Annotated in this window: 23 protein-coding genes; all 23 read right to left on the bottom strand. The window is 32.5% G+C overall.

Annotated features, from left to right (window positions below; genetic code table 11):
* Positions 1–162: 162 nt before the first annotated feature.
* A complete protein-coding gene (locus tag GV828_RS02590) occupies positions 163–1,233 on the bottom strand; it encodes a serine hydrolase domain-containing protein (RefSeq protein ID WP_166535904.1) in 1,071 nt (356 codons plus the stop codon).
* Between the two features lie 294 nt (positions 1,234–1,527).
* Positions 1,528–2,049, bottom strand: a complete 522-nt coding sequence (locus tag GV828_RS02585) for a hypothetical protein (protein WP_166535903.1) — start codon at positions 2,047–2,049, stop codon at positions 1,528–1,530.
* A gap of 19 nt (positions 2,050–2,068) precedes the next feature.
* Positions 2,069–2,542 carry a hypothetical protein gene (locus GV828_RS02580; RefSeq protein ID WP_166535902.1) on the bottom strand — a complete coding sequence of 158 codons (474 nt, stop codon included), beginning with the start codon at positions 2,540–2,542 and terminating at the stop codon, positions 2,069–2,071.
* Between the two features lie 2 nt (positions 2,543–2,544).
* Positions 2,545–3,390 (bottom strand): DKNYY domain-containing protein, encoded by an 846-nt coding sequence (locus tag GV828_RS02575; RefSeq protein ID WP_166535901.1) that lies wholly within the window; start codon positions 3,388–3,390, stop codon positions 2,545–2,547.
* 21 nt (positions 3,391–3,411) lie between these two features.
* Entirely contained in the window at positions 3,412–3,549 is a 138-nt protein-coding gene (locus GV828_RS02570; RefSeq protein WP_166535900.1) for a hypothetical protein, read from the bottom strand.
* Positions 3,550–4,025: 476 nt separating this feature from the next.
* Positions 4,026–4,448 carry a hypothetical protein gene (locus GV828_RS02560; protein WP_208103128.1) on the bottom strand — a complete coding sequence of 141 codons (423 nt, stop codon included), beginning with the start codon at positions 4,446–4,448 and terminating at the stop codon, positions 4,026–4,028.
* Between the two features lie 70 nt (positions 4,449–4,518).
* Entirely contained in the window at positions 4,519–5,055 is a 537-nt protein-coding gene (locus tag GV828_RS02555; protein ID WP_166535898.1) for a TetR/AcrR family transcriptional regulator, read from the bottom strand.
* A 351-nt stretch (positions 5,056–5,406) separates the two neighbouring features.
* On the bottom strand, positions 5,407–6,420 hold the full coding sequence (locus GV828_RS02550) for a T9SS type A sorting domain-containing protein (protein ID WP_166535897.1): 1,014 nt from the start codon (positions 6,418–6,420) through the stop codon (positions 5,407–5,409).
* Positions 6,421–6,439: 19 nt separating this feature from the next.
* Positions 6,440–7,627 (bottom strand): hypothetical protein, encoded by a 1,188-nt coding sequence (locus GV828_RS02545; RefSeq protein WP_166535896.1) that lies wholly within the window; start codon positions 7,625–7,627, stop codon positions 6,440–6,442.
* Between the two features lie 622 nt (positions 7,628–8,249).
* Entirely contained in the window at positions 8,250–9,998 is a 1,749-nt protein-coding gene (locus GV828_RS02540) for an ATP-binding protein (RefSeq protein ID WP_166535895.1), read from the bottom strand.
* A 6-nt stretch (positions 9,999–10,004) separates the two neighbouring features.
* The gene (locus GV828_RS02535) at positions 10,005–11,024 is read right to left on the bottom strand and encodes an SIR2 family protein (RefSeq protein ID WP_166535894.1); all 1,020 of its coding nucleotides are present in this window, start codon (positions 11,022–11,024) and stop codon (positions 10,005–10,007) included.
* Entirely contained in the window at positions 11,025–12,863 is a 1,839-nt protein-coding gene (locus GV828_RS02530) for an Eco57I restriction-modification methylase domain-containing protein (protein WP_166535893.1), read from the bottom strand.
* A gap of 4 nt (positions 12,864–12,867) precedes the next feature.
* Positions 12,868–15,978 carry an Eco57I restriction-modification methylase domain-containing protein gene (locus GV828_RS02525; protein ID WP_166535892.1) on the bottom strand — a complete coding sequence of 1,037 codons (3,111 nt, stop codon included), beginning with the start codon at positions 15,976–15,978 and terminating at the stop codon, positions 12,868–12,870.
* Positions 15,975–16,286 (bottom strand): helix-turn-helix domain-containing protein, encoded by a 312-nt coding sequence (locus tag GV828_RS02520; protein ID WP_166535891.1) that lies wholly within the window; start codon positions 16,284–16,286, stop codon positions 15,975–15,977. Before GV828_RS02520 ends, GV828_RS02525 begins: the two co-directional genes overlap by 4 nt.
* A gap of 383 nt (positions 16,287–16,669) precedes the next feature.
* Entirely contained in the window at positions 16,670–17,404 is a 735-nt protein-coding gene (locus tag GV828_RS02515) for a hypothetical protein (RefSeq protein ID WP_166535890.1), read from the bottom strand.
* Between the two features lie 82 nt (positions 17,405–17,486).
* A complete protein-coding gene (locus GV828_RS02510) occupies positions 17,487–18,131 on the bottom strand; it encodes a Crp/Fnr family transcriptional regulator (protein ID WP_317163803.1) in 645 nt (214 codons plus the stop codon).
* Between the two features lie 132 nt (positions 18,132–18,263).
* Positions 18,264–19,970, bottom strand: coding sequence for an AIPR family protein (locus tag GV828_RS02505; protein WP_166535889.1), 1,707 nt, complete (start codon positions 19,968–19,970; stop codon positions 18,264–18,266).
* Positions 19,971–20,126: 156 nt separating this feature from the next.
* The gene (locus tag GV828_RS02500; RefSeq protein ID WP_166535888.1) at positions 20,127–20,738 is read right to left on the bottom strand and encodes a hypothetical protein; all 612 of its coding nucleotides are present in this window, start codon (positions 20,736–20,738) and stop codon (positions 20,127–20,129) included.
* 197 nt (positions 20,739–20,935) lie between these two features.
* Positions 20,936–21,436: a hypothetical protein gene (locus GV828_RS02495; RefSeq protein ID WP_166535887.1), complete on the bottom strand. Its 501-nt coding sequence runs from the start codon at positions 21,434–21,436 to the stop codon at positions 20,936–20,938.
* 162 nt (positions 21,437–21,598) lie between these two features.
* Positions 21,599–22,249, bottom strand: coding sequence for a DUF6843 domain-containing protein (locus GV828_RS02490; RefSeq protein WP_166535886.1), 651 nt, complete (start codon positions 22,247–22,249; stop codon positions 21,599–21,601).
* Between the two features lie 150 nt (positions 22,250–22,399).
* On the bottom strand, positions 22,400–22,639 hold the full coding sequence (locus GV828_RS02485) for a hypothetical protein (RefSeq protein WP_166535885.1): 240 nt from the start codon (positions 22,637–22,639) through the stop codon (positions 22,400–22,402).
* The gene (locus GV828_RS02480) at positions 22,636–22,917 is read right to left on the bottom strand and encodes a hypothetical protein (protein WP_166535884.1); all 282 of its coding nucleotides are present in this window, start codon (positions 22,915–22,917) and stop codon (positions 22,636–22,638) included. The genes GV828_RS02485 and GV828_RS02480 overlap by 4 nt, the downstream gene beginning before the upstream one ends.
* A 152-nt stretch (positions 22,918–23,069) precedes the next feature.
* Positions 23,070–24,875, bottom strand: a complete 1,806-nt coding sequence (locus GV828_RS02475) for a DUF4365 domain-containing protein (RefSeq protein WP_166535883.1) — start codon at positions 24,873–24,875, stop codon at positions 23,070–23,072.
* Positions 24,876–24,912: the final 37 nt, after the last annotated feature.

The raw sequence follows: 24,912 nt of genomic DNA, 5'->3' as shown, positions 1-24,912 counted from the left end.
TATTTAATCGTTCTAAGTTTGGCAAACTTCTAAAGCGCTAATTTCATTTGAAAAAACTATTCGTTTGACTAACTATGATGCGAAATTAATATAAAATTTGAGACAAATAATAGTTATTGTTAACGTTATCATTTTTTTTGTGAAGCTTCAACTTCAGTTGTTTTAGTTAATAACTGCGTTGATTTTTGTCCAAAGTTCGTTATCAAATCCTGAAACAGCAAAGCTGGGGTTGTTAGTGTTAGAAGCTTCACCCATTCTTACGATTACCATTTTTTTGCTTGGAATCACATAAATTCTTTGGTCTTTTGCACCCATGGCGGCGAACATATCTGCTGGCGCATTATTTACGAGAAATCCATTGTAAATATTTTGCTCTCCCGGAATCATGTAATTTGATTTTCCGTTTAACCACCAAAAATAACCATATGACGGGTTCATTAGTTGCGATGTATTGGTACTTTCATTAAAATAATTTTCATTGATGATTTGTTCATTATTCCATTTTCCTTTATTCAAAGCCAGTAGCCCAAACTTTGCCATACTTCTTGAGTTGCTGTGGTATATGGTATAAATAGGTCCAAAATTCCAATATCCGTTCATTCCGATTTTGTTTTTAAGTTTTTCGTTGAAGTAAGACTCAAAACTTTGATTGCTGGCTTGTGCAATAACATCGGTTAGTTTTTGAAAAACATTTCCGTATGCCCATCTTGTACCGGCATCTGCCAGATACGTTAGATTAGATTTTATAACTAACTGCTTTGTGTCATCAATACCAGAAGTCATTGTTAGCAAATTTTTAATTGTAATAAAATTTTCTTTTTCTATCGGCATATTGGTCCATTCGTTTCCTAAAAAATCAGAGGCTTTGTTTTCAATGTTTAACAAGTCTTCTTGTTGAGCGATTCCTGTAGTGGCAGCTACTAAGGTTTTACCAGCACTATTCCATTCCCAATTCGTATTTGCTGTATGTCCGTTAAAATATTCTTCTATAACGATTTTGCCGTTTACAAGTATCATAAACGATTTTGTGTTTTTTTGCTCAAGGAATATTTTTAAATCGCTGATTGCATTTGTATTCCATCCTAATTCAGCAGCTGGTGTGGTGAGCCAATCCGTTCCTGAATTCAGAGGAAAATACATGCTTGTCTCAGGGTTTGTTAAAACTTGATCATCGCTTTTGTCACAACCGCCAAAAAATAGCATAACAAATATTACTGAATATAAATTTTTCATATGATTTCACAAGTATTTAATATTAGACACTCGATGGTTTAAAAAGTAAAGACTGTTCTCAATTTGCGCGTTATTCCAATTTAGATTTCAAATTTTGGTGAATATACTGTGATTTTTCGGTGGGATTCTATTCGGCACTGTCAAGTTTCGTTCGCACTTTTTTTAGGTTTTTTAAATTTAGAAATTTATTTTCTGTATAAAAGTATGAAAGTTCAATAGAATTGCTAATCCTGAAGCCTGCAAAAATTCGTAACTGAACAAATAAGCTGTTTTGAGCGTTGCAAATTTTGTAAATTAGAAATCTGTAAATTTTTTATTTCGTGGAATTGCCCTAAAAGGTTCTAAAGTAAAGCTAAAATCCTTCTTTCCATCGAAATTCCAGAAAATATCATTCTTTTTTCCATCTTTAGTTTTAAGATTGTGTTCTGGAATATAATTCATAGCAAATTGGTTTTCATCTTCATTATACCAAATGCCCATTGCCGCCATATCATTTGGATGCGTGTAGGTAAGCGTTATTTTGGCGGTAATACCTTTTTTGTTTTCGGAAAATTCTATCTTTTTGTCTGAAAAGTATGCCAAATCATCCGACCATTTTTCTCCGTTTTGCTTATAATGATATAGATTGTCCCATTCTGCTTTGGCAGGTTCTAAATCTTGTGAAGTGGGTACGATTGCAAAAATATTTTCCTGAATAATTTCTATTTGATTTTTTTGGGGATAAACCGTCACTAAGGTTTTATCTGCTAGAATTCTTTGGTTTTCTACACCGAAAAACGATGCCAATGCAAAGAAGAAAATTTTTACAGGTTCCATTTATAAACATTTTGAGTTGTTATTGCTGAGATTTTTTGAGCAGAACTGCCCTGATTTGCTTTTCGCGGCTCATGGGAATGTCGAAAGCGTTTGGTTCTAAAATTGATTTGTGCGAGGCATTGTTATGAATAAAGTCAAGAACCTGATGTTTTATATATTCAAGCCAATGGTTTGCATTATCATTTGTAAAGTCTTCGATTGTTCTACATTTAAGTTTAGGTGTACTAATCTTTGGCATTGCGATATATTCATCGTCAGTTTCACTGCCAACTTCTTCATCAAAATAACTTACTGCAACATCGTAAAATCCTGATCCAAAGGTATTGTATTCAAAATATATATAGACCGATAGTCCGTCAGAAAACTTCTTGTACACTTTTTTTGATGTTTTAGAAACGGGTGAAAAGCCCTCTTGAGCAAAAAAAGGAATGATGACTGTTTTAAAAAATTGGTCAAATGCTTTCTTTCTTGTTTTGGTGTCCAGTTGTCCCATTTTTAGATCCTTTTCTTAACGCCTTGATGGTATTCGTAATTTTTGTCAAACGCAATTCCTCGACTGTCAACAACCTTAAAATCAAATCCATCTACATCTTTTGTTTTAATTGTTTTGATTGAATTTACACTATTTATAAAATATGCGTATTTGTCATCTTTAGCATAGTAATGAATATCAGAATTGTAATAATAAGGTCGCAACGTATCATTGATGCAATTTTCTAAAAAATGAAAAGTTGCCGGGTTGGCATTTTCTACCACTTTGCCTTTGTGGTAAATATGATTTTTGTCTTTGAAAACAGTTTTATGATGTTCTCTTTTATCCACAATTTCAAAGGAAGGTACATCGCAATCTACTAGATTTGCAAAGGCAAAGTAAATTTGGTTTCCCACTTTTTGATAACTTCCTCCTTCATAAAAAACTGCATCTGCCAATCGAAATGGTATTTTCACTCCATACCAATAGTCTGTGTTTTTTGATGTGACAAAGCCTTTGTGGATGTCACAAATTATAAAATCGTTTGGATTTGCATCTTCTAATATCGTTAAATCCTTATCCCTATAAGAATCGATATAAACGTGGTTTTTATCTTTAAAATAATGGGTGGAAGTTTTGTAAGATTGAATCAATTCAAATGTTTCAAAGTCAATGATTTTGTAGAGTTTGGAAAACTTTTTTTCATTATAGAAAATGATCTCTTTACCCCGTTTGGCAAAACCTTCACCAAGATTTATCCAAGTACAATCATAATCTACGCCCCGAATTAATTTTTTCTTATTTCCCGATTGGTCTTGAACGATACGGTAATCCCATTCGGATTGTAAAATTTCATATTCGTTTGTCATAATGTTTTGATGTTACGGTTTTTAGGTTGCCATTGCAGTTTTTCCCCAGTACGAAAACCCAATTGCGGTAATCAACAGAATTATGCTGAAAAGCCAAACCATTTTTTCAGAAAACAATGCGGCTCTTGCCCAATCCTGACTTAATTTGAATATCGCCAATTTAATGAAAAATTTTATTTTACAAATTTAGAATATTAGTTCAGAAAAGTACTTTCTAAAAAGTCCAACTTCTGCTAATGTAAATTACTACTTTTATTAGTAGTAGTTACCATTTTTTATCTATCTCCAACTATCAACTTCTTAAGATCTCCATTTTCTTTGTACAATAGAAATAATAGATAGGGTGCAAATACAATAATGCCAATAACCATTGCGAATGGTGCAAAAATTATTGATGATGTAGAAAATTTGTTTCGCCACATGATCCAAATTCCTGAAAGCATCAAGTAACAACTAAAATCGAGATTAAATTGGCCATTCCAGCTTAAAGCGGTTATATTTGATATGAAAATTTGAAAAAGACTGGCTCCTTTTTTTTGCATTGTGAAAATGGTATAAACCCCTACAATTATAGCCATTGATGCAAGAAGAATATTTAAAAAAAATTGTTTGTGCATATTGAAATAATTAGATGATTAATTTTGTTTTGCAGGTCTCCAAAGTGGTCCAACAGCAAGTAAAATAACAATGATATTGAAAAAAGCATTGATTGAATTTCCAGAAGCGATAGAACCTATGCTATCCAAGACACACCACGCTAACAAGCCTGACACAACTGCTTTACGTGTTTCATCAGGTGCTTTGTCATAAACCCAAATTCTCAAACAAAGTATACATATTCCCCAGCCAAAGAGAAAACCCCCTGTTAAAGCCGTCAAAAACCTCGTAGTTGGTGCTTCGAAATTGTGAGTTCCCATAGACCAGCTTAACACATCTAACGCCCAACTTGGAAATTCTGATGTTTTAATTGTTGTGCCTAACGAAAATACGGGGCCAAATGAACCTACTATAATTGCGGTAATTATTAACCAAAATTTGTGAAATTTTTGTGTCATCATTTTTTTGCATTTACTTTATGCTGCAAAAATAAAATGATATTGAAGAGTATTTTAGTCGCTACCGTACAATTTAGATGATATTATGTGCAATTGTTTTTAAATTTTTAAAATAGTTTGACAGCCAGTTATAATTCAAGGTTTCAATATTAATTTGAAGAAAAAAGTTTTCAAGAGCCAAACTGAAAATTCCATCAATTTGTTTTTCGGTCAGTTGTAAGTCTAAATCTTTTACCCAAGTATTTACAAAAGCATTTCCTATTATTTTATTTGATTGCTCTAAAATCACAGCATAAGAGGGAATGTTTTGGTTAATTCGAAGTTGTCTGTTAAATAGCAAATCTATTTTGTGTTCGACCAGAATATGGATGAGTTCTGGATCGATATTTTGAGCATTTTTCTCTTTATTCGCTATAATTTGCGATTGTTGAATGTGATAATTCAACAGGAAATCCATAAACAATTCAAGATCTGCAAAATGATGGTAAAAAGAAGATTTGCTTTTACCTACGGATATGGCAAGCGGTTCAATTTTTAGTCCATTTTTTCCGAAGTTTGCAAATATTTCGTAACCTTTTTTTATCCAGATTTCTTTATTATTTACAGTCATTACGTTTGCTTTTTATTGCAATGTTAGGTTTTCCGCATTTTTATACTGTATTTTAAACGATTTGGCTTCAGAATTCCAGAATAATAGTTTGGCCACTTATTGACCTTTGCGAATGCAGCACATTGCCTACTTTCTGCTAATATAGTCGTTTTACATTAAAAATAGTTTGGAGAGTAAAAAATTGGCATGACGTTACAGTTGCTTTAATAATTATAATATGATTCGTTCTTTTTCTCATTAGTTCGTTTTAAGGTTAATTGATTTGAGTTGGAAATTTGTATTAAGTGCAAAATAAAATCCCAAATTTCAAAAAAAATGAAATTTGGGATTTTTAAAAATAAAAACTAAAACTTATCTTTTAATCATTTTTTTATTAAAGGTTTTACCTTCTGGTGTAGTAACTTTTAGAATATAGGTTCCAATAGCCAATTTTTCAATATTAACTTCGTTATTTGTTGTAGAAGCTGCGATTTGTCTTCCATTCAAATCAATAATTATTATGCTTTCGATATCTTTATTAAAGCGAATAACCGAAGTTGCTGGATTTGGAAAAAAATAATAATTATCGGCCATCTCATGAGGATTTACACTCAAAACTGTTTCTATATAAACAACATTAGTAAAGATTGGTCCCCAAATTCCTTGGCTGTCTTTCACCCGAACACAAAATTTATGTAATCCTACTGGATTTACAATTGGAATAGCATCTCCGAGAAACTTTTCAAAAGTATCATTAAAATTTCCATCAAAAGCCAAAAGAGGTGTACCGCTTCCTTCTCCCGGATCAACATCCCAAAAATATTCGGCTTGGGTAAGGCTAACGGGTAGTGGAGTTGTCGTACTTTCAACGGTAATACTATTAGTAAAAGTTGGTCCCCAAACACCTTGATTGTCTTTCAGACGAATAGAAAAATTATGTAGCCCAACACTTGGCGCTCCTAAACCAGCAATAGCTACTTTTTCGAAAGCACTATTCAGATTACCATCAACAGCTAAAAGTGGTGTAGCATTTCCTTCACCTGGATCAGTATCCCAAAAATATTCTGCTTGTGTTATTGTAACAGGGTTTGGTGTTGTTGTAGATTCTACAATTATGACATTCGTGAAAACTGGTCCCCAAACCCCTTGGTTGTCTTTTAATCTAACACTAAACTTGTGTAAACCAACACTAGGAGCATTTAATCCTGAGATAGCTATTTTCTCAAAAACGCTGTTAAAGCTTCCATCTACTGCTGAAATTGCTATCCCGTTTCCTTCGCCAGGATCGGCATCCCAAAAATATTCGGCTTGGCTTAATGATGACAATTGGGCAGAAGATAAACTCATTGTCATAACGGCCAATAAACTATAAATATATTTTTTCATCTTAGACTCAGGTATTATATTATTTAGAATAACCCGAACCCGTTGCATTCATCTCTGTTGTGCCAGAATAAATCCTTCTTGGAGTGTTTAAATAATTTACTTGCGGCTTATTTCCGGCTGCTGTTGGCCAATAATTTTCCCAAGAATCCGAACCTCCACGGTTTCCTATGTCGTTTCTGGTCAAATTTATATCTGCAAAATCATCTTCTATTGCTCCTGCATTTACAAGTGCAGAACCTGTAGCATTACTTGTAGTAGCATTAAAACTAATACTTGCACTGCTAATATTGTTGCTCGCGATACAATTAAGTATTGTAAACCCTGAATTCGACGCATTATATCTCACATAAACAGTAGCTGTTGCTGTAGTAGAATTAGTTACTTCATAGTAACTTGAAGAAGAGTTTGAAGGACAAATTACATTATTTAGTACATAAAAAGTAGCATTATTTCCCGTTGGTATTCCAATATATATTCCTGTGTTTGATCCAGAGGAAATTACATTGTTTCGAATTTCATTTTCGCTTAGGTTTTTAGCATCTGTAAAAGTAATATTTCCAAATGCGCAATAATTATTTAATATTTTAGCTTTATAGTTTTTTTGAATAAGCCAAATTGCTTCATTACTACCAAGTACTGCATTTGCAATAATTTCAATATCATCTAAAGCTAAACTTGTGTCTGCAACATTAGTAGAAACAAGTATTTTATTAGCTGTATTTCCCGTTATTCTGCCATGTGTGCAAGAAATAGTTCCTGTAACAGTGCAACCAGATATATTCAAGGATGTATTTAGTTTATTGACAGCAATACCGCCGTTTAAAGTAGAATTATATACATTTATAGTTGTTCTTCCGTTAGCAGAGTCGGCAGATGAGGTAAATGTACTTGTTAAATTCATATTTTGTACAGAAACTACTCTTCCTGAAAGAGGTATAATAGAAACTGTTCCTTGAACCAAATAATTTGAGAAATTGATTTCAGAAACAAATGATAATGATTTGTCAATTGTTAAGTTTTCAATGAAAGGAAGATTTCCTGCCTTTGGTCTAATGATAATACGATCACCATCATTAGCGGCTGTGATAGCAGCACTAATTGTTGAGTATGAACCACCAGCACCTAAATCTCTCACATATAAATCGGCTGCTGAAGCCATTGAGGTGAATAAACTTGCAATAGCAATAAAGAATAATTGTTTTCTCATGTTTTTAATTTGATTAAATTATTTCCAAAACTATGAGATATGAAGTTTCATCGCAATTAATTTATTGAACTATTTATAAATAATCAGATATAATATTAGTGTTTATTGTATTGTTTTTTAGATACTTAATCTACGTTTTCTAGTTTTTTCAATGTAATAATTAAGAGAAATGTCAGTTTTCTTTTAAAAAACACGGACAAGAGTTTTAGTAGCTTTATAGCATAATTCTTCTCTAAGAAATATTTACGAAAATTGGAGGATTCTTTTCAGCTTTTGAAGTATATATTGAATTAGTGAATCATAGGTAGATATTGAAAAGGTTTTTGTATTGCGTTAGATTCTTGAGTCTGCGTTATGCTTGCCACCAACGTTTCGCAGCTTGGCGCAGTGGCGGATTTCGGAGCACAAAAGTTCAGTTTTGCACAAAAGTTCAATTGAAGAACTGTTGTTGAATTTAGCACTAAACCCGCCATTTTACCAAACTGCTGTTATCTGCTGCCCCTTTTCTCTGTCGCATTTGTTGTCGGTCGGTTGAGCGTTGGCAAAAAGCACACTCTTTTGCAAGCTTTGGTTTGTGCGTTGGCTTTGTACGGCTTGCAAATATGTGTGCTTGTGTGGTGGCTTATGTCTTGGATTGTTTACGAAGTCCAGCTACTGCATTTTTAATATCTTGTTTAGCACCTTTATTGCTCCATTCTTTCCAAAATTTAATGGTTGCACTATCAGGCTTGATTGTCGGCTCCGAAATCAGCACCCTTGTTGGAAGTAATGAAGCATCTCCAACTATCAATGCTTCTCCAATGTCTAAGATTGGAAGAACTTCTGTCAATCCTGTAAGATTGTCTTGTAAAAGTTTTTTGATAACAGCTTGGTCTTCTGCATTGGCAAGTCGTAACGAAATAAAATTGTTGCACTGACTTAAAACAGTTCGGTTTACTTCGGCTGGTCGTTGGCTGATTACAGTTAAGCTTACGCCATATTTTCTGCCTTCTTTTGCAATTCTTTCAAAACTTTTTAATCCAAGTTCGGAAGCACTGTCCTGATTGGTTCTTTCAGGAATATACAAATGAGCCTCATCACACATCAAACAAATTGGATGTTGATTTTCTTTTGCAGTCCACTGTTGAACGGTAAAAACAATTCTTGCAACCAACCCAATTACTAAGGGTAAAACATCTGATGGTACTTCTGAAAAATCTATAATTTTTACACCCGATTTTTTGCCGTTAAGTTCAGAACCGTGCATCAATGCACTACAAAAATCGTTTAACCAATCTAATTGCAATTCATCTTCGGATATTTGAAATAAAAAACCTAAGCGTTTATCCTCTTTCTTTGCTTCAAGACGCTGAATAAAACGAGATAGCTTGCCGTTAAAATCTCCATTCTTACCTGCTGCCGTTGAACCTGCAACACGTTCTGTGTCTAATCGTTTAAGTTCATCTAAAACAGCATCCAATTTATAAGGTATTGGACTGTCAATCGTTAAGTTATCGATAAATACGGTATCTCCAATTGAAGTAAGGTAATTTTTCTTTTCTGTATATACGGTTCTTGAAAAAACCATTGCTTGATTTGGTGCATTACTGTCGCTTCTATCAAGAAGCATAGCCAACATTTCTTCATAAGTCAATAGCCAATAAGGTAACATCAAAACACCATTGGCAAGATTTCCTTTTTTGCCTAAATCAGAAGGATTTGCAATTCTGAAATGTTGTATTCCGTCAGCTTTAAAATTTGCTCCGCTGTATTCTCCGTGTATGTCAAACAAAATAGAATTTGCCATTGGCAATTTGGCTATCTGTTCAATAATTTTTGCTACACACCAAGATTTTCCTGAACCTGTACTACCCACAATTACAGCGTGGCGTTGAAAAAGTTTATCTCCGTCCAAAAATGCTTCTGCATTTTCATCTATTGAATATTTTCCGATTGAAAGCGGAATTTCATAATTCTCTTTGGTAGAAATAGTTTGCATAAACTTGGTAATATTCTCTCCGTCTATCGGATAACATTTAGCTTCGATTTCGGGAACAGTATCCAGTGTTCTTTTGAAAACATTTTCTTTTTCTCCGTGTTTATTCAACAAAGTGCCAATCAAATTCACTTTCAAAATATTTTCAGTGAAAAGAAAATTGTTTAATCCTAAATCATCTCCTGCTGGCTGTTCTTCATCAGAAGCCTTCCGAGTTATGCGGTTGATTATTCCTATTAAATGTTGTCCTGCTTTTGAACTTTGAACTGCTACCAAATGATTGACTTGTAGCTTTCTTAGTTTTTCGAGTTCATCAACTTTTATGATTAATGTTGCTGTATCAACACTAAACACTGTTCCGATAGAAGAATTGTCTTCAAAATTGAATATTGCCATATTTTGTTATTGTATTCGTTTTAGGTATTCCGCCAAGTTCCAATAGCTAACATTTTCAATGATATGTTCTCCTTGACTTGATGAATATATTTTGGTGTCTTTATCGTTGCTTTCTTCTATTAAGATATAATTTTTACAGCCTCCATCAATTATTGTTTCTTTTGTTTTTGGTGTTAATTCTTTTGTGATAACAATGATTGGCTTGGTCTTTATTTGCTGAATGAGTTTTGGTTGTACGTGAACATCATTAAAGCCGTATCCAATGCACAAATAGCCATTTGCATTTTGGATTTCCGTATCTGCTTGTGCGAAAATGGTTCTATAAGGTTCATTATGCGTTTCGGCATATTTACTAAGTCCTGGCGTTACAATCAGTGGTTTGTAATCTTGTGGAATGTTTCTACGTAAGGGCAAATGAATATTTTCTTTTACTGGTGTTTCAAACCAATCTAATGAACCGTGAACTTTCCAAATATTGACTTGTCCGCTATATCCTTTTATGTTTGCTAAAGCATTCGTGTGAATGCTGTCTGAAAAATGTCCAATATAGTTTTGAGCATATCCTGTACAAATAAATGCTTCCGCAGTACTTGCACTATATTCAGCAATGCGGTCGTAGTTGGTTGTAACGATGGAAAGTTTTCTATTCGTTGTTGAAAGCAGGTGTTTCATCAATATTACCAGTGGCACTTCTTTTCCGTTCAAAACAAATTGTTCGTATGCTTGTAAATCTGCTTCTGCAATCAAATTCCACGTAGCTTCAATTACGGCTCTTAGAACATTGTCATTAAGTTGTATTCCTAATAAAGCTTTTTCTAAATCGTTGCTCTCTTCAAGATTTTTCTTAAATACTTCAAGTTGAGCATTATTTACATCATTATCAAAATGTAACGTGTTTTTCAAATATTCTCCAAGTTTCCACATTGAGGGCAAACCAAAAGGAACAGAAGCTCCACTGCCTAATATAATCAATGGAACTTTATTTGTCCAATCTTGAAGTTGTTTTAAAAGTGCGTCAAAGTCCATTTATATCTTTATTTCATACTTGTTAATTAAAAAATCATCAACTTCCTCTTTTGTAGCTCCATTCGATAAAAAATATCGGTCTTGTTCATTCAGTTCAAAAATCCCAAAATTTTTCACATAGTTTTTAGCGTATGAAAAAAATCCGCCTGAATATGGTTTACTCGTATTTGCCATATAATATTCAAATACTTTGGATTCCAATATTCGTTTCAAAATTTTAAGTTCTTGATGCGATTCGTTAAAAATTGCATATCCACAATAAATCAGCATATCTTTTTGGTCTGTAAAAACAAAATGTGGATTTTTGGTCATATAAGGAAAAAGCAATTTGTAACCTTTGTCAGATAACGCTTGCGTTCGTCCAAAAGCATACCAAGCACCATAATCGCCATTACCTTTATCTCTTGAAAGCAACTTTTCCTTATTGACTAACAAATATTTATAGGCTTTAGGGAAGTTTGCTTTTAAATACTTTTCATTCATTAAAGTTAGCGGACTTATTCCGTTTGTGTATGGATAAATCACTTTCTCTTTTACAGCTTCAATTTCGTGTTCGTGCTTGAGAATATTCGGTTTGATTATATCTCGACAAATCCGTTTTTCTATTTCATATTTCTTTCCATTTTGTTCGAGTATAAAACACTCTTCCGTTTCAGAAATAGGTTTGAAAATGTAAATATTATTACTTAGAGTAGCTATACCATTTCTTATTTTGTATTTTTCGCCTAATGGTTTTCCTGCACTTTCAATTCGTTTGATGTTTTCAATAATTACATTGTCATTAAGTAACCAACCCTTATGAATATCCAAATCCTTGTAAGGAATTTTATTGAAAAATTTAAGCCCGTTTTGGGTTAATGTAGAACTACTTTCTTTCTTGAAAGATACTGTTTTTGATTGATTTTTGGAGATAAGACAGATACAAGTATATGCAGATTTCTTTTCAAACAATTTTTCGTGTCCAAAATCTATAATACTCAAATCATATTCTTTTTCTTGTAAGTATTTTCTTAATTGTCTTGCATTTACACTTTTGTAAAATGAATTTACAGTTATATAGCCCAAAACACCATTGTCGTTTAGTTGCGTTAATCCAATTTCAAAAAATGGAATATACAAATCGGGGTTTCCTGATTTTGTAACCGTCCAATTTGATAAAAGTGTTTTAGATGATTGGTCTATATTTTTGGCTCTTACATAAGGCGGATTTCCTACAATTAAATCAAATCCTTTATTTGTTTTAATCCTTGTTTCATTTTTTAACCAATCAAAGGAAAGTGCATTGGCACAATGAAGATTAAACTTAAACTCTTTTTTATCTTCTCCATTTGCCAAAGCTAAAAGAGAAAGTAAAATTTCAGTCCGATGAATACTACTTTTACTAATATCCAAACCGAAAATATTTTCACTGAATATCTGATAATAAGTTTTATTGGTTTCTGATTTTAATTTACAGGAAACTGTATAAAGGAAAGCTCCACAACCACAAGCAATATCTGCTACCAAAACATTTTGATGTGGTTTTTCAATTTTTGAAAATGAATTTTCTACGATAAAATTTTTGATATAGTTTGGCGTATAAACAGCTCCGTTAATGACTTGTTCCTTTTTAGGAATAGCCAACTCAAACGCTTCAATCAGGTCATCAAAAGTACACTTAATATCTAATTGAGCGTATTGGCTCAAAGGCGAATTATCTGAAATAATCAGTGATTTTATTAAAGTATTATTTCTGACTTTTAGAGCATTTGCTTTAATAAAAGCAGAAACAATAATCTTATTTAGAGAAGTTTCATCTTCGCTAAACTGATTGATGATATTTTTAAATTCTTTCTGCATTTTATCAATTTAAAATTTGAATTCGATCAATGTTTCTACCTCTGTTGCTAAAGAATAATTTTTCTTTATCAGTTAATCCATATAGTTGATAACATAATTCATCTAATGTATTCCATTGCGTTGAAAGTAATTTTGCAATACTTCTTTGCTGTGTAGGTGAAGATGATTTATAGTTGGTCTGTAATTCGTCAATTCGTTTGGCAACTACTGCCAAATCGGACTTTAATTGCTCATTTTCTCTGAAATTTGAAACAGGGAAAGGAACTGGTTCAAGAAATTGTTTATTGAATTTGAAATATCCGTTTGACTGTGGATTAGCTATTGACCTTGCTAAAACAGAATATACGGTTGAGTTGATGACAGCCGATAAAGAATAAAGACTGTTTTCGTCTTTTTGAGGAATGTCTATAAAAAACACATTGGCATTGTCGCAGTAAGTTCTGTCAGAAAATGTAACGGTAGCGAAAGTGTCCAAAGCCGTCATTGGTACTAATACTTTAGGGTAAGTAGCTCCGTGATTTTGTACCCTTGTAAATAAGTGCCAAGAATTATCAGTATATTTTTTAGGGAACTTCTTTGGTAATGTTTCAACTGTGGTTTCAATAACAGCTTTGTTTTTTTGTAAATATTCAGTAGCAAGTGGAAACCGTTCTTCAAAATCATAGAATTTTATTTCCGATACAATTCCGTCTGCAACATCATAAGGAAAGATAACAAACACATCTGCGGTATCTTTCCTGTATGGATAGAAGTTTTCATTGCAGATAAGTGGTCTGCAAGCCTCGAACTCAATTTCAAAATCTTCTTCAATGTGCGATTTTCCTCTGATAATTCCATTTTCAACAGAAATAGGTCTTATGTGATAAGCTCTATCCCAAAGCACCTGAACACCAACACGTACTTTAGCATAATCTCCTAAACTGCCATTTTCCAATAGTCTTGTTTTGATTTCAATGAGTTGATTGTCATCAAAACTCCAAGGATTAGCTGATACGGCAGATGCTGGTATAATAGAATATTGTTCGGGTGAAATATCTGGTGTTTCTGTTTCTCTTAATTGTGAGGGAAGTGTTTCAGGTGTTCCGTTATATAATTTGAAACTAAAACTGTCGGAAGATGATTTGTCCAATAGGAGTACAGCTACATAAGTAATACGGTCTTTAAAAATACTCGTTGTTTCAAAATCAATAACAGACGAAAGATAGTTAGATGTTGTAATTATTTCTCTAATTTTCTTTCCGTATTCTGTTTTGAAAAATCTTTTTTGAACAATATATCCAAGTCTCCCTGTCGGATTTAATAATTCTATCCCTCTTTCAATGAAAGGAATAGCCAAATCAACTTTTCCATTTTTTGAAGATGGAAACCTTGTTTTTATATATAGGTGCATATAAGGCAAATCAACATTGTAATGTTTTACCTCAACATAAGGCGGATTGCCAACGATATAATCAAAACCTCCTTTTCCCTCAAATACTTTACTAAAGCCCTGCTCACTTTCCCAATCAAAGATATTTGTATTTAAAAACTCATCTTCATTATGTTCGAGTGCTGGAAATTTTTCAAGAATATCGGATTCAACTAAAGAATTACCACAACGAATATTGTTACCAACTCCGTTTAATATTTTGTTACCAAAAAGCCCAATTTCATTGTATGATTCAAGATATTCATAAGTGTCAATTATCTTTAAAGACAAGGACATTTTAGCAACTTCAACAGCTTCGGGGTCAATATCAATACCGAAAATGCAATTATCCATAATGGCTTTCTTGCCCAATACATTGACAATCACATCATCATTTGTAGCAACAAAATATTTTTCGAAATCGGGGTGATTTGAAATGAAAAATAATTCTCGAAAAATCTCCTCGATATAATCATACACCTCAATAGCAAAAACACCACTTCCACAAGCTATGTCTAAAATCTTTTTATCAAAAAGAGCTTCAATTCCTTCTTCCAAAAGTTTTTGTTTAGGAATTGTTCTTCTGATAATTTCTTGAACGATGTATTGAGGTGTACTTACTGCACCTTTAGTTTTTAAATATTCGCTTTTGATTTCGTCTTTTACCTCATTGTTTTCAATTAGAAGTTTTTTAGACAAGAAAATCTCGTAAATATCGCTAAGTACCTTTGTTGGGATTACATCAAAACGATAAGGGGACGGATAGTAAATAACTTGGAGTAGTTGGTCGAAAACTTCGTTTGAAATCTCGATTTCGTGAATAGCATTTATTCGGTCAAATAAAGGTCCGTCATAATGTTCAAAGAAATCGAAATAAGAAGAATTTTTAAATTCATTCCAAAATCCTTTTTCTTTGAATGATAACAATAGTCCCTCTTCTTCAATTTTTCGAGCTTCACAAACCCGAATAAATAATATTCTGTTTATGATAATTTGAACAATGTAGCTAAGGTTCGCAGAATTATTTCTTATATAATCCGCATTGTTGTTCAGAATATCCGTAGCTAAAGCTATGCGGAAATCAGAAAGCTGTTGAGCAAATTTAAAATCAGGGGTTGTTTTTTCGACATAACGATTCCCTTGAAAAGAAGATGAATAAATCTCGTCAAGTTTACCTTTATAAATATTTTCTTTAAGCAGATGTGCTTCTAAGATTTCAAATTTTTCAATGTAATCATTAAGTGTAAAATACAGTCTTCCTAAATTTGCGTTTTGCCCCCTTTCTGGCATATAAGTACAATCGTAAATTGCAAATTCTTCAAAATTTGAAATGAAAGCACAAGGAGCTAAAATTGACCAACCGTAAGATTTTATTTGAAAAGCGGCTTCCGCATCGTCAAGAATTTTTACAGAAATATCTTTTGCATCAAGAAATGTCAATTTCTGTCTTGCAACTTTGAAAGTATAATCAGGTCGTGTATTTTGCGAGCCAATTTCTTTTAGTTTTTCTTTCTCTGCTTTTGATAAAACTTTCTCTTGAAGAATTTGAGAAGTATCTCTAACGTCCCAATCAAATATGGCTAATAATTCATTCAGCCAAGTCCTGATTGTTTCTTCCGAAGTTAAATCAAGTTTTCCTTGTTCTTTGAACTTATTGTATTCTTCAATGAGTTCAGCTAATTTTTGTTTACGTTGTTCTGAACTCATTTTCTGTTCTTTTTTGTTTGATATTTTATTTCTTCTTCTGCTGCTATTAAAATGTCTTTGGCGTATTTCTCATCTGCAAGTTGGTACGCAACTTGTCGGCTCATAAATGCAACAACGAGTTCTTTCTCGTCCACATTGAAAGTTTTGGCAATTATCGGGAGCATTTGCCTATTTACAGGTCTTTCTCCACGTTCTAATTTACTTAATGTGCTTTGGTCTATATCGAGTAAAGCAGCAAGTTTTCGTAAAGGCATTTCTGCCTTTTCTCTAAGTTGTCTGATATGGTCGCCTAAGTTTTCTATTTGCATCTTGAAAAAGATTTCTTGACATTCGTGTCAAATTTAGTTTAAAATTTCATTCTACCAAAATTTTTAGTAACGTTTTTCTGTCGGGGTGGTGGGTGGGCTTGGGTGCGTAGGCAAAATTGCAGCTCTTTTGCAAGCTTGGGTCTGTGCGTTGGCTTTGTGCGGCTTGCAAATGTGCTGCAATGTGCGGTGGGTTGTTGAGGTTTTTGTCTGTCAGTTGATTGTTGTATGGTCGCTCGAAAGTGACGCCTAACGTTTTGCAGCTTGGCGAAGTGGCGGATTTAGAAGCACTTACTTTCAATTTAGCCTAATGTTCATTTGAAAACCAAATGTTCAATTTAGCACAGAACCCGCCATTTTGCCAAACTGCTGTTGTGCCGTTCGTATTAATTATTTTCAATAAAATCTTTTACTTCGCCTTTGTCATTAAATGTTTGAAGTTTGGGATTTCCATTTTCATCTACATAAATCATCATTTTTGGTTTTCCGTCTGGTCCAGATAAAAATAGCCCTGAACTGTTGCCTTTAGTTCTACCCAGAAAAACTCGGTTAACAGAACCTTCCTTTTTCCACAGCTCATTTAACTTTATTTCTCTTTCTTTCTCATCTTTTATTTTATTGATTTCTTCAATCTTTTTGTTTCGGTCATCAATATTTGTTCCTGTTGGAAATTGATTAATGTTTATACCTCTTTGAATATAGCTTTTTCCATTAGCATAATATTCATCATTCAATATTTGAACTACTTGGTCATCTTTGTAATTATCCATTGTAAAGGACATTCCCGAAATTATTTTACCATCTTTTTCTTTAGTTTGATAAATCAATCCGCCACATTCATCTCCTTGATTGTTGAAAAATATAATTCCAGCAGGACGCTCTCTTTTGCTCCATTCTTTTCCGTTCATTCTTCCAGAATGTTGGCGGTTTTCATTACTTAGAACCATTCTTGGTAGGTTATCTTCGCCTACTATGGTTATTTTTTTTGCTACAATTTCGTCAAATCTTTTTTCATCTTCTTTATCTTTAAAACTGCTTAAAGTAAAAAACGAAATAATCATTGTTGATGCAATGGCATAAGCCATTAAAAAGTTTACTTTTTTTTCGATGTTTGTTTTCATTTTTCTAAATTTTAATAAATGATTAATTTTTATTTGACAAATGTATGTACACCCCAAAATAAAAGTAATGCACCCAAGTTAATTAATGATGTTTAAATAATCTTTTTCTGATTCGACTTAATGACTGTGGTTTTACACCAATAAAAGCTGCAATTAAATACTGAGGAACACGCTGAACCAGGTCTGGATAGTTTTTTATAAAAAACGAATAGCGCTCTTCTGGGTTATGCATATATAGTGAAAGCAGCTGATTGACGACTATTCCAAACCGATGTTCCAAGACCATTCTACCAAATTTATTTCCCTCTTTTATTTCGTTGTAAAGTCTTTGTATGGCATTATAATCCATAACTAAAAATGTACAGTCTTCAATAGCTTTGATCGATTGTGTAGCTTTTGTTTGATTAATAAACGTATGATATTCTGATACGAATTCTCCTTCCTTGGTAAAATCGGTAATGGATTCGTCATCTCCTTTAATCACGTAGTAATAAACAAGCCCTTTAACAAGAAAGCCCACCCTTTTATTTAATGTATCCATTTCAGAAAAATAGGCTCCTTTTTTCAGCTCTAAAGGTTTGAAAATTTCTGTGATGATTTGTCGGTCTTGGTCACTAAGAACAATGAACTGTTCAAAAGTTTCAAATAAGGGTTTATATATATTTTCGTTCAAAATTATTTCTGTATAATTTTTTATAGTTTTGACAGTCGCTTTAATATGACGCACAACGGTTTTCGGCTTGGCGATGTGGCGGATTATTAGCACAAAAGTTCAATAGAAATACTGCTGTTGAACTTTGCACAAATGTTTCATAGAAGCACTTCAGCCGCCATATTGCCAAACCGATGTTACCAGCAGTTATTTTTCAATGTAATCTATCAAATTTTTTGTTTTAGATACTAATTTAACGTCTTGTTTGTCTGCCTTATCAAAGTCAGCTTCGTCTATCACTTTACAACACTTCTTAAAGGCTTTAATTGCTTTATCGTCATCATATAAAATATCTAATAAAACTTTACAATATTGTTCCATTTTTTTGCTATTTAATCTTGGCATATCTTCCTTTTCATTCAGCATTCTAAATAGCATAAGTAAGTGAAATTTTACTTTTCTGTAGCTTGAATCCACTAAACCACGTTTAAATAAAGTTTCTAATTTATAATAAGCATAAGCACTTGTATAATATGGAAAATAAGAATGGTCATTATCAAAAATTTGAATTTTACCATCATTTAACTTCCTGACAATTGAACCGAAGTAACTTGTTACATTATGTGGCTCATTTAAAAACATACCAGCAAACGACTTAATTTGATATGGTACTGTTATTACTCTTGACTTGATTACGGTTGTGTCAGAATTATACTGTTTTGAACGTCTTTCATAATAAAGCTTGTTATCATTTTCATAAGAGTTATAAAATTGTTCTAAACTTCTTTGAAATTGAGTTAAAGAAGCCAATTGTTCCTTTTTAATTGGAGTTTGATTGTTTGTCGCTAAAGTAATTCTTGTTTTTATTTCATCATCTTCGGTTGCTATTAATTTAATTGGTATAACAACGTTAGGTGTATTAGTACTGTTTCTATTGTTATATAAAACATTACTTGTCTGACATCCATTTACAATCTGATAATCAGTAATTGTAAATTGATTACCAGTTGGAGAAATTTTACTGGCAACTATTGTTATTCCATTGTTTAGAACACTAAATATTTCTGAACCTTCGTTTGTAATAGTGGAAGCAATGCCACTATTAACATCATTATTTTCTCCTTGAAAATCTCTTACATTATCCTCAAAAACATTTAAAAGATTTTGGTCTTCATTCGCAACAATTTTCAAAAATTCTGAATATGGAATTAAACCGATGTACGCCTCTGATATTCCAGAAATTTCTGGAATTGTCAACCTATTTGTAAAAGTTATAGTTGTACTTACGCTTTCTTTTGTTTTTCTGTAATAAGTAGCTAATTCTCTTGCACCAATCGGTATAATATCAATTGAATCAAATAAGTTTGTGCTTTCTAAATCCTCTTTGCCAGATTCAATTATTGCAATCAAATTTGTATCACCAACCCATTTTCCTGTTGTAACATAAAATAATTTACAAGTAGGATTGTTTTTCAATTTAGGTGCATTATTATAGATGTGATTTGCTAAATCTGCGAATTTTTGCAACGATTCATTTCTTCTTAATTTGGGAGAAATTGAAAAGAAATCTTTAACACCAAAAATAAAAGTATTTAATTCGGAAGTTGAAAAATTGGAAGATGTTTTTGACTGAATAAAGGTAAAATCTACTTCTATTGTTCCATTTTTTTCAATAAGGTCATCAATTTCTTCTGTATTTTCAACTAAAACTCCGTTCACAATAATTGATATTCCGTCGACACCTGTATCATCACCATCACCAATTGTCACAAAGTTTAAGTCAAAAGTTTTATTATATTCATTAGAAATTATTGAATAATTAGCTAGTTTTTCAAAATCTTTTGATTCTCCTTTTGAAGTTAATTCTTCGGTTTCTAAAAGTTCTTTGATAAAGCTTTGTGTAATTCTATCCATAGTGTTTTTTTATAATTGCTGGTAACGTTTTGCCGCTTGGCGAGGTTGCGAATTTCATAACCGTATATTTTCCGTTAAAGATAATATTTCTTGCGAAACGTAAACGTGAATTTACAACAAAATTCGCAATCTTGCCAAACGGCTGTTACCAGCAGTTTATATCATCCAACTGTTTATAAATAAAAATTCATCAACTTCTCCTTTTAATAATCCAAAAGTGAAATAATGTAATGGATTAATAAAATATAAAAAATCTCGAATAATTTCTTTTGTTTGTGGATTTTCTATTATTTCATAACTAGAATAATAAGTTAAAAAGTCTTTGTCATAATGAGCTGATGATTTGTTTCTAACTTTCGCCATTACATTATCATAATCGTATGTGATTTTAAATTCTGCAAGTTCTCTGTTAAGCATATCAAAGAAGTTTTTATAAATTTCTTTCTCTTCCTTTGTAACAGTTTTATAAACTTCTCCTTTATATTTATGATAGGTATTAATTGTTTCGTAAATGAATAAATAAGCAATTTTTATGTTGTAAAATTTTTCCCAATCTGATTTCGCTCTTTTGAGATTTCTATAAGTACAAAGCAAATCAATATAACTTGAGGTTACAAAAGAAAAAAACTCAATTTGCATTTTTTTATTGTCTGATATTTCAGCATTTATTTCACTAGAAATCTCTCTACTTTTTAGCAATCTTGCGCTAAATTCTAGTTCTTCTTGAAAGTGGTTAATTCTTTCATCAATTTCTTTGAAATTCATCATATACGGCTGATTTTCTATGATTTGCGGTTAAATTGCTGGTAACGGTTTCGGGCTTTGCGTTCGGGCGGGTTTCGGAGCACAAAGTTTCATTTTATTACTAAAGTTCATTAGAAGCACAAAGCTCCAAGATTGCACGTCAGCCCGCCTGACGCAAAACCCGTGTTATAGGCAGCCTTTCTGTCGGTCATTTTACCAATTTATACAACTGGTCTTAAGTCAAATGTTTTTACAAACCGATTCTTAATTCCTTGTTTTGCAAAGTGTCCAAATACTAACATTAATGCAGGCACAGTCAAGGTGAAAACGGCACCCACAATTCGAGCATCGTTTATATCTCCTTTTATGTTGTCTGTTGTTAATGTGAACAATCCAAACAATGGAAACACAAAGAAGAAAATTAAAAAAATTGAATTTGGTCGAACAGTAAAGGTTACACGTGTCCGTTTAAATTCATCAGAAAAGATTTGTCCATTAAGATAAGACACTTCTCTTTCAAAGCTTTTGATAATAGCGAATTGCCATTTTGGAGTCATTTTAAACTCATACTCTGATATAAACTCTCCTGTCAAGTTCACTGAAAAATTCCAACCTTTTGTTTTGTCAAAAAGTTGTTGAATTTCAGATTTCAATCCGTCAACAGATTTGTCTGAATAGTATTGAAACTCTTCCTTCCATATTTGTTTTGGTAACAATCTCATTATCGTTTTCTTAAGGTTGCCTATAACGTTTCGGCTTTGCGATGGTGGGGCAATCGAAGCACAAATCTTCAATTTTTCACAAAAGTTGAACCTAAGAACAACCGTTGAACTTTGCAGTTTCGCCCCACTATCGCAAAACCCATGTTAGCGGGTCGTTGTTCTTTATTCGTTGTCAAGTCGGTCAAATGTTTTTTGTATTGAATAGTCTTTATTTTTGTATTCACTATTTGGAATATCAATAATGAAGTCCTGAAATGTTTTGTCGTTACTTGTTCCTAATGAACCATAAATTACTTGAACGCTTGTTGTGTCTTTGTCTTTGCAATGTTCGCAATAGTGTTTAATTTCTTTTCTATTTCCGCCTTTGTCCACATAAAAGTATTTGGAACCTGAGAGTCTTATAGAATTGCCTTTGATTGTAAACTTTGTCTTTAAGTATCCGTTGTCTGGAATTCTGTAAATTCTCCATTTTCCGTCAAATTCTTTTTCTGCTCCGTCTTGAACTCCGTATTCAATAACTACTTGTCCTTTGTAGTTGTCCGGAATTAGAAAAATGTCATAGGAAGCACTGTCTTTTTCAATAAGTCCGTAAAGCACAAGAAATGGTAAAAGTCCCCAAAATATCTGCCAACCAGTCTTTATGTTTTTAAACCCTATTGCAATTAAGATTTGTGTTAGTCCGATACCGCATAAAATGAAAAACAAATAAGTCGGCCAGGCTTGTGATACAAACATTAAAATGTTCAGTCCGATACCAATGAATAATGTTATCAGTCCTGTCCAAAGTAATATTTTATTTGTCTGTCGTCTCATATACAATGCCCGCTAACGGTTTGCCGATTTGCGACTGTTGCGATGCCAGCGGCTTGAGTACTTTCTGCTAAGATAAAATATTTTCGTGAAGAAAGAAGTTCAAATCAAGAAAAACTAGCAATAGCGCGAAACCGCTGTTACCGGCTGGCTTTATAATTTTATCCAGTATAATTTGTTTTCCATCATACTTTTCAAAGTTTCTAAATTCACTTTTTCTACATCCAAATTATCTTCCTCTATTTTCACAAGTTCTTCTGAAACTTGACTTTTGTATTGATGAAAAATTAATCCAACTTTATTTGCAAACTTTTCTTTTTTCAACTCATTGAAAAACTTAATCCATTTTTCAGCTTCTTTATGTTCTGAGTTTTTAGTTTGATTTTTTTTCAAATTAAACTGCTCTTGTTTCTTAAGTAATAATTGCTCGATGCGGTTTTTTGAGTATCTTTTTCTATGTTGAATTTTTCATCTTCTCTCCATTTACTGCAACCAATTACAGAACCACAATTGCAATTATCTTCTCCAAGATCAGTTACATAAGAATTTAGATTAGGAATTGAAAATTTTGTCAATACATTTTGAAACCGAAAATCAGAAGCTTTTCCAACTTCTATGATTACATTTTCGACAGCATTATTTTCTATTATTAGAAAGTTAAATTGACACATTTTTAAGGTATTTTTTGTGAGCTTGCCGGTAACGTTTTGGCGCTTGGCGAAGAAGCGGATTTCGAAGCACTAAACTGTCTGCCAGCACTGAGTTTGATACGAAGCACAAAGCTTCATTTAACCACTGAACCCGCTTTTTTGCCAAACGCCTGTTAGCCCTCGTTATTCTTTTCAAATCCGATTTCTCCAGCAATGTGGAGTATTTCAAATGTATTTTTTAATTGAATTTCATCGTCTTGTTTTGTTGGCATAATATCATCCATAATTTTCAAGATTTCTGTTTCCATTTCAAGAAAATCATCCTTAGATGATTTAAGTAAATTTGGAGACCACGAAATTAATAATTCATAAATTGGCAAATTCCACATTGAATCATCCTTTAATCCGAAATCAATTTGGAAATTCTTTCTATTTACTTCAGTCTTAATATTTTTTGTTTTTACTTCAATTTTTTGAGCCTCCATTGGCTGAATCATTTGAAATCTAGAAACATGAATTTCCCTTTCGTCATGCATCAAAGGGAATCCAGCTATAAATTCCATTTCAGTTACAATTGCCTTTTTATAACTCCTATTTTCAAATTTATTCAAAACCTCGTCTAAAAAATCAGGAATTTTTCCTTTGTATTCATTCCCTGGAATAATATTAACCAATTTGTTCTTCTCCAACTTATTTCTCACACCTCCATTTTCAAAGCTATCCCAATCCATTGCAACACTATACATACCCATAAATGGTTCAAACATCGGGTTCGTAATGGCGATTAAACAAAATTCTGTACTATCGTCAATTAACTTTAATACTAACTCATAGTTTGAAATTATTTTTGCAACATTTTCTAACTCTTCCTTCTTACACTCCCAAAAAACTAATTGTCCTTTAATGTTTTGACTATGTACCTTGTCAATATTTTGAAGTGAAGGAGTAACTTCATTACAACTGAAAAATTGAATAGCAAAATCTTTCTTTGGACTCACATAATGGCAATAGTCCCAGCTCCTAGCTCTCCGACTTATTTGACCAAGAAAACCAGTTGGGACTTCAAAATTATACTCAACATCATTAACTAAATTTTCTCCAATTTTAGAGTATGAAGTCCAAAATGTAAGTTGATTAAACCATGATGAATTATTTGATTCTATTTCAATTGGACTTACTACAAATGAAATCCACTCGTTTTCTTTCGTTGGATAATTAAAATTCTTTAATTTCTGTTTTAACATTGTCAGAAAATCATCTAAGTCAGTTTTGGTTGAACTAAACTTAATAGATGGCAATGCATTTGATGGGTCAAGTCTTTTTAATATAGTCATCCATGATGGTAGCAATTCTAAGAAATCGCCTCCTATCTCAGCTTTTAAATTACTCTCATCATAAATATATTGTGAAAAATGATGAAATGGTATAACACGATAATTGGGCATCAGTACTGGTGTAACCTTACATGATACGGTTGCTTCCTCTAATCGCTGAATCTTATGATAAAATTGTTTTACTTCGCTTAACACACTATCTCTAGACTCCATATTAAACAAATTATCTTTCGAAACTCTAATAGAAGGATTATCTCTTTCAAGCTTAGATGGATTTTCAAGAATTTGTTTAACAGGATTTGTCCAATAACACAAATCAGAATCTTCTTCGTAAATAATCAAGAATACAGGGAAATAACTTGATAACCAAGCTTTCAACAAACCTGAACTAATTGAAACACTATAATCACCGTCATTTAATTTTTTCACATAATCGCTGTCCTTAGTTGTTGATTTTACTTGACAACGTAAATGATAATTTGTCCTAGTGTTATTGATAAAGACATTACAATCAATATCTTCTCCAAAATCACTGTTAATAATATCAGCAGTCCACTTATATTTTGTTAGTATAAGCTGAACTGTTCTCTCTCCAATATCACCTAAACTTTGCTCGTCTGTTTGTATTGGCTTTTTTTTGCTCATAATTTTATTCTGTGTCGGTCTGCTTTATAATGAGGGC

The organism is Flavobacterium ichthyis, from assembly GCF_009915155.1.
Lineage (GTDB): Bacteria > Bacteroidota > Bacteroidia > Flavobacteriales > Flavobacteriaceae > Flavobacterium > Flavobacterium ichthyis.
This window is presented reverse-complemented; position numbering and strand designations above follow the sequence as displayed.

Coding starts and splice junctions, on each gene's coding strand:
- GV828_RS02590 (WP_166535904.1), bottom strand. CDS start 1,233: ATGAAAAATTTATATTCAGTAATATTTGTTATGCTATTTTTTGGCGGT.
- GV828_RS02585 (WP_166535903.1), bottom strand. CDS start 2,049: ATGGAACCTGTAAAAATTTTCTTCTTTGCATTGGCATCGTTTTTCGGT.
- GV828_RS02580 (WP_166535902.1), bottom strand. CDS start 2,542: ATGGGACAACTGGACACCAAAACAAGAAAGAAAGCATTTGACCAATTT.
- GV828_RS02575 (WP_166535901.1), bottom strand. CDS start 3,390: ATGACAAACGAATATGAAATTTTACAATCCGAATGGGATTACCGTATC.
- GV828_RS02560 (WP_208103128.1), bottom strand. CDS start 4,448: ATGATGACACAAAAATTTCACAAATTTTGGTTAATAATTACCGCAATT.
- GV828_RS02555 (WP_166535898.1), bottom strand. CDS start 5,055: ATGACTGTAAATAATAAAGAAATCTGGATAAAAAAAGGTTACGAAATA.
- GV828_RS02550 (WP_166535897.1), bottom strand. CDS start 6,420: ATGAAAAAATATATTTATAGTTTATTGGCCGTTATGACAATGAGTTTA.
- GV828_RS02545 (WP_166535896.1), bottom strand. CDS start 7,627: ATGAGAAAACAATTATTCTTTATTGCTATTGCAAGTTTATTCACCTCA.
- GV828_RS02540 (WP_166535895.1), bottom strand. CDS start 9,998: ATGGCAATATTCAATTTTGAAGACAATTCTTCTATCGGAACAGTGTTT.
- GV828_RS02535 (WP_166535894.1), bottom strand. CDS start 11,024: ATGGACTTTGACGCACTTTTAAAACAACTTCAAGATTGGACAAATAAA.
- GV828_RS02530 (WP_166535893.1), bottom strand. CDS start 12,863: ATGCAGAAAGAATTTAAAAATATCATCAATCAGTTTAGCGAAGATGAA.
- GV828_RS02525 (WP_166535892.1), bottom strand. CDS start 15,978: ATGAGTTCAGAACAACGTAAACAAAAATTAGCTGAACTCATTGAAGAA.
- GV828_RS02520 (WP_166535891.1), bottom strand. CDS start 16,286: ATGCAAATAGAAAACTTAGGCGACCATATCAGACAACTTAGAGAAAAG.
- GV828_RS02515 (WP_166535890.1), bottom strand. CDS start 17,404: ATGAAAACAAACATCGAAAAAAAAGTAAACTTTTTAATGGCTTATGCC.
- GV828_RS02505 (WP_166535889.1), bottom strand. CDS start 19,970: ATGGATAGAATTACACAAAGCTTTATCAAAGAACTTTTAGAAACCGAA.
- GV828_RS02500 (WP_166535888.1), bottom strand. CDS start 20,738: ATGATGAATTTCAAAGAAATTGATGAAAGAATTAACCACTTTCAAGAA.
- GV828_RS02495 (WP_166535887.1), bottom strand. CDS start 21,436: ATGAGATTGTTACCAAAACAAATATGGAAGGAAGAGTTTCAATACTAT.
- GV828_RS02490 (WP_166535886.1), bottom strand. CDS start 22,249: ATGAGACGACAGACAAATAAAATATTACTTTGGACAGGACTGATAACA.
- GV828_RS02480 (WP_166535884.1), bottom strand. CDS start 22,917: ATGTGTCAATTTAACTTTCTAATAATAGAAAATAATGCTGTCGAAAAT.
- GV828_RS02475 (WP_166535883.1), bottom strand. CDS start 24,875: ATGAGCAAAAAAAAGCCAATACAAACAGACGAGCAAAGTTTAGGTGAT.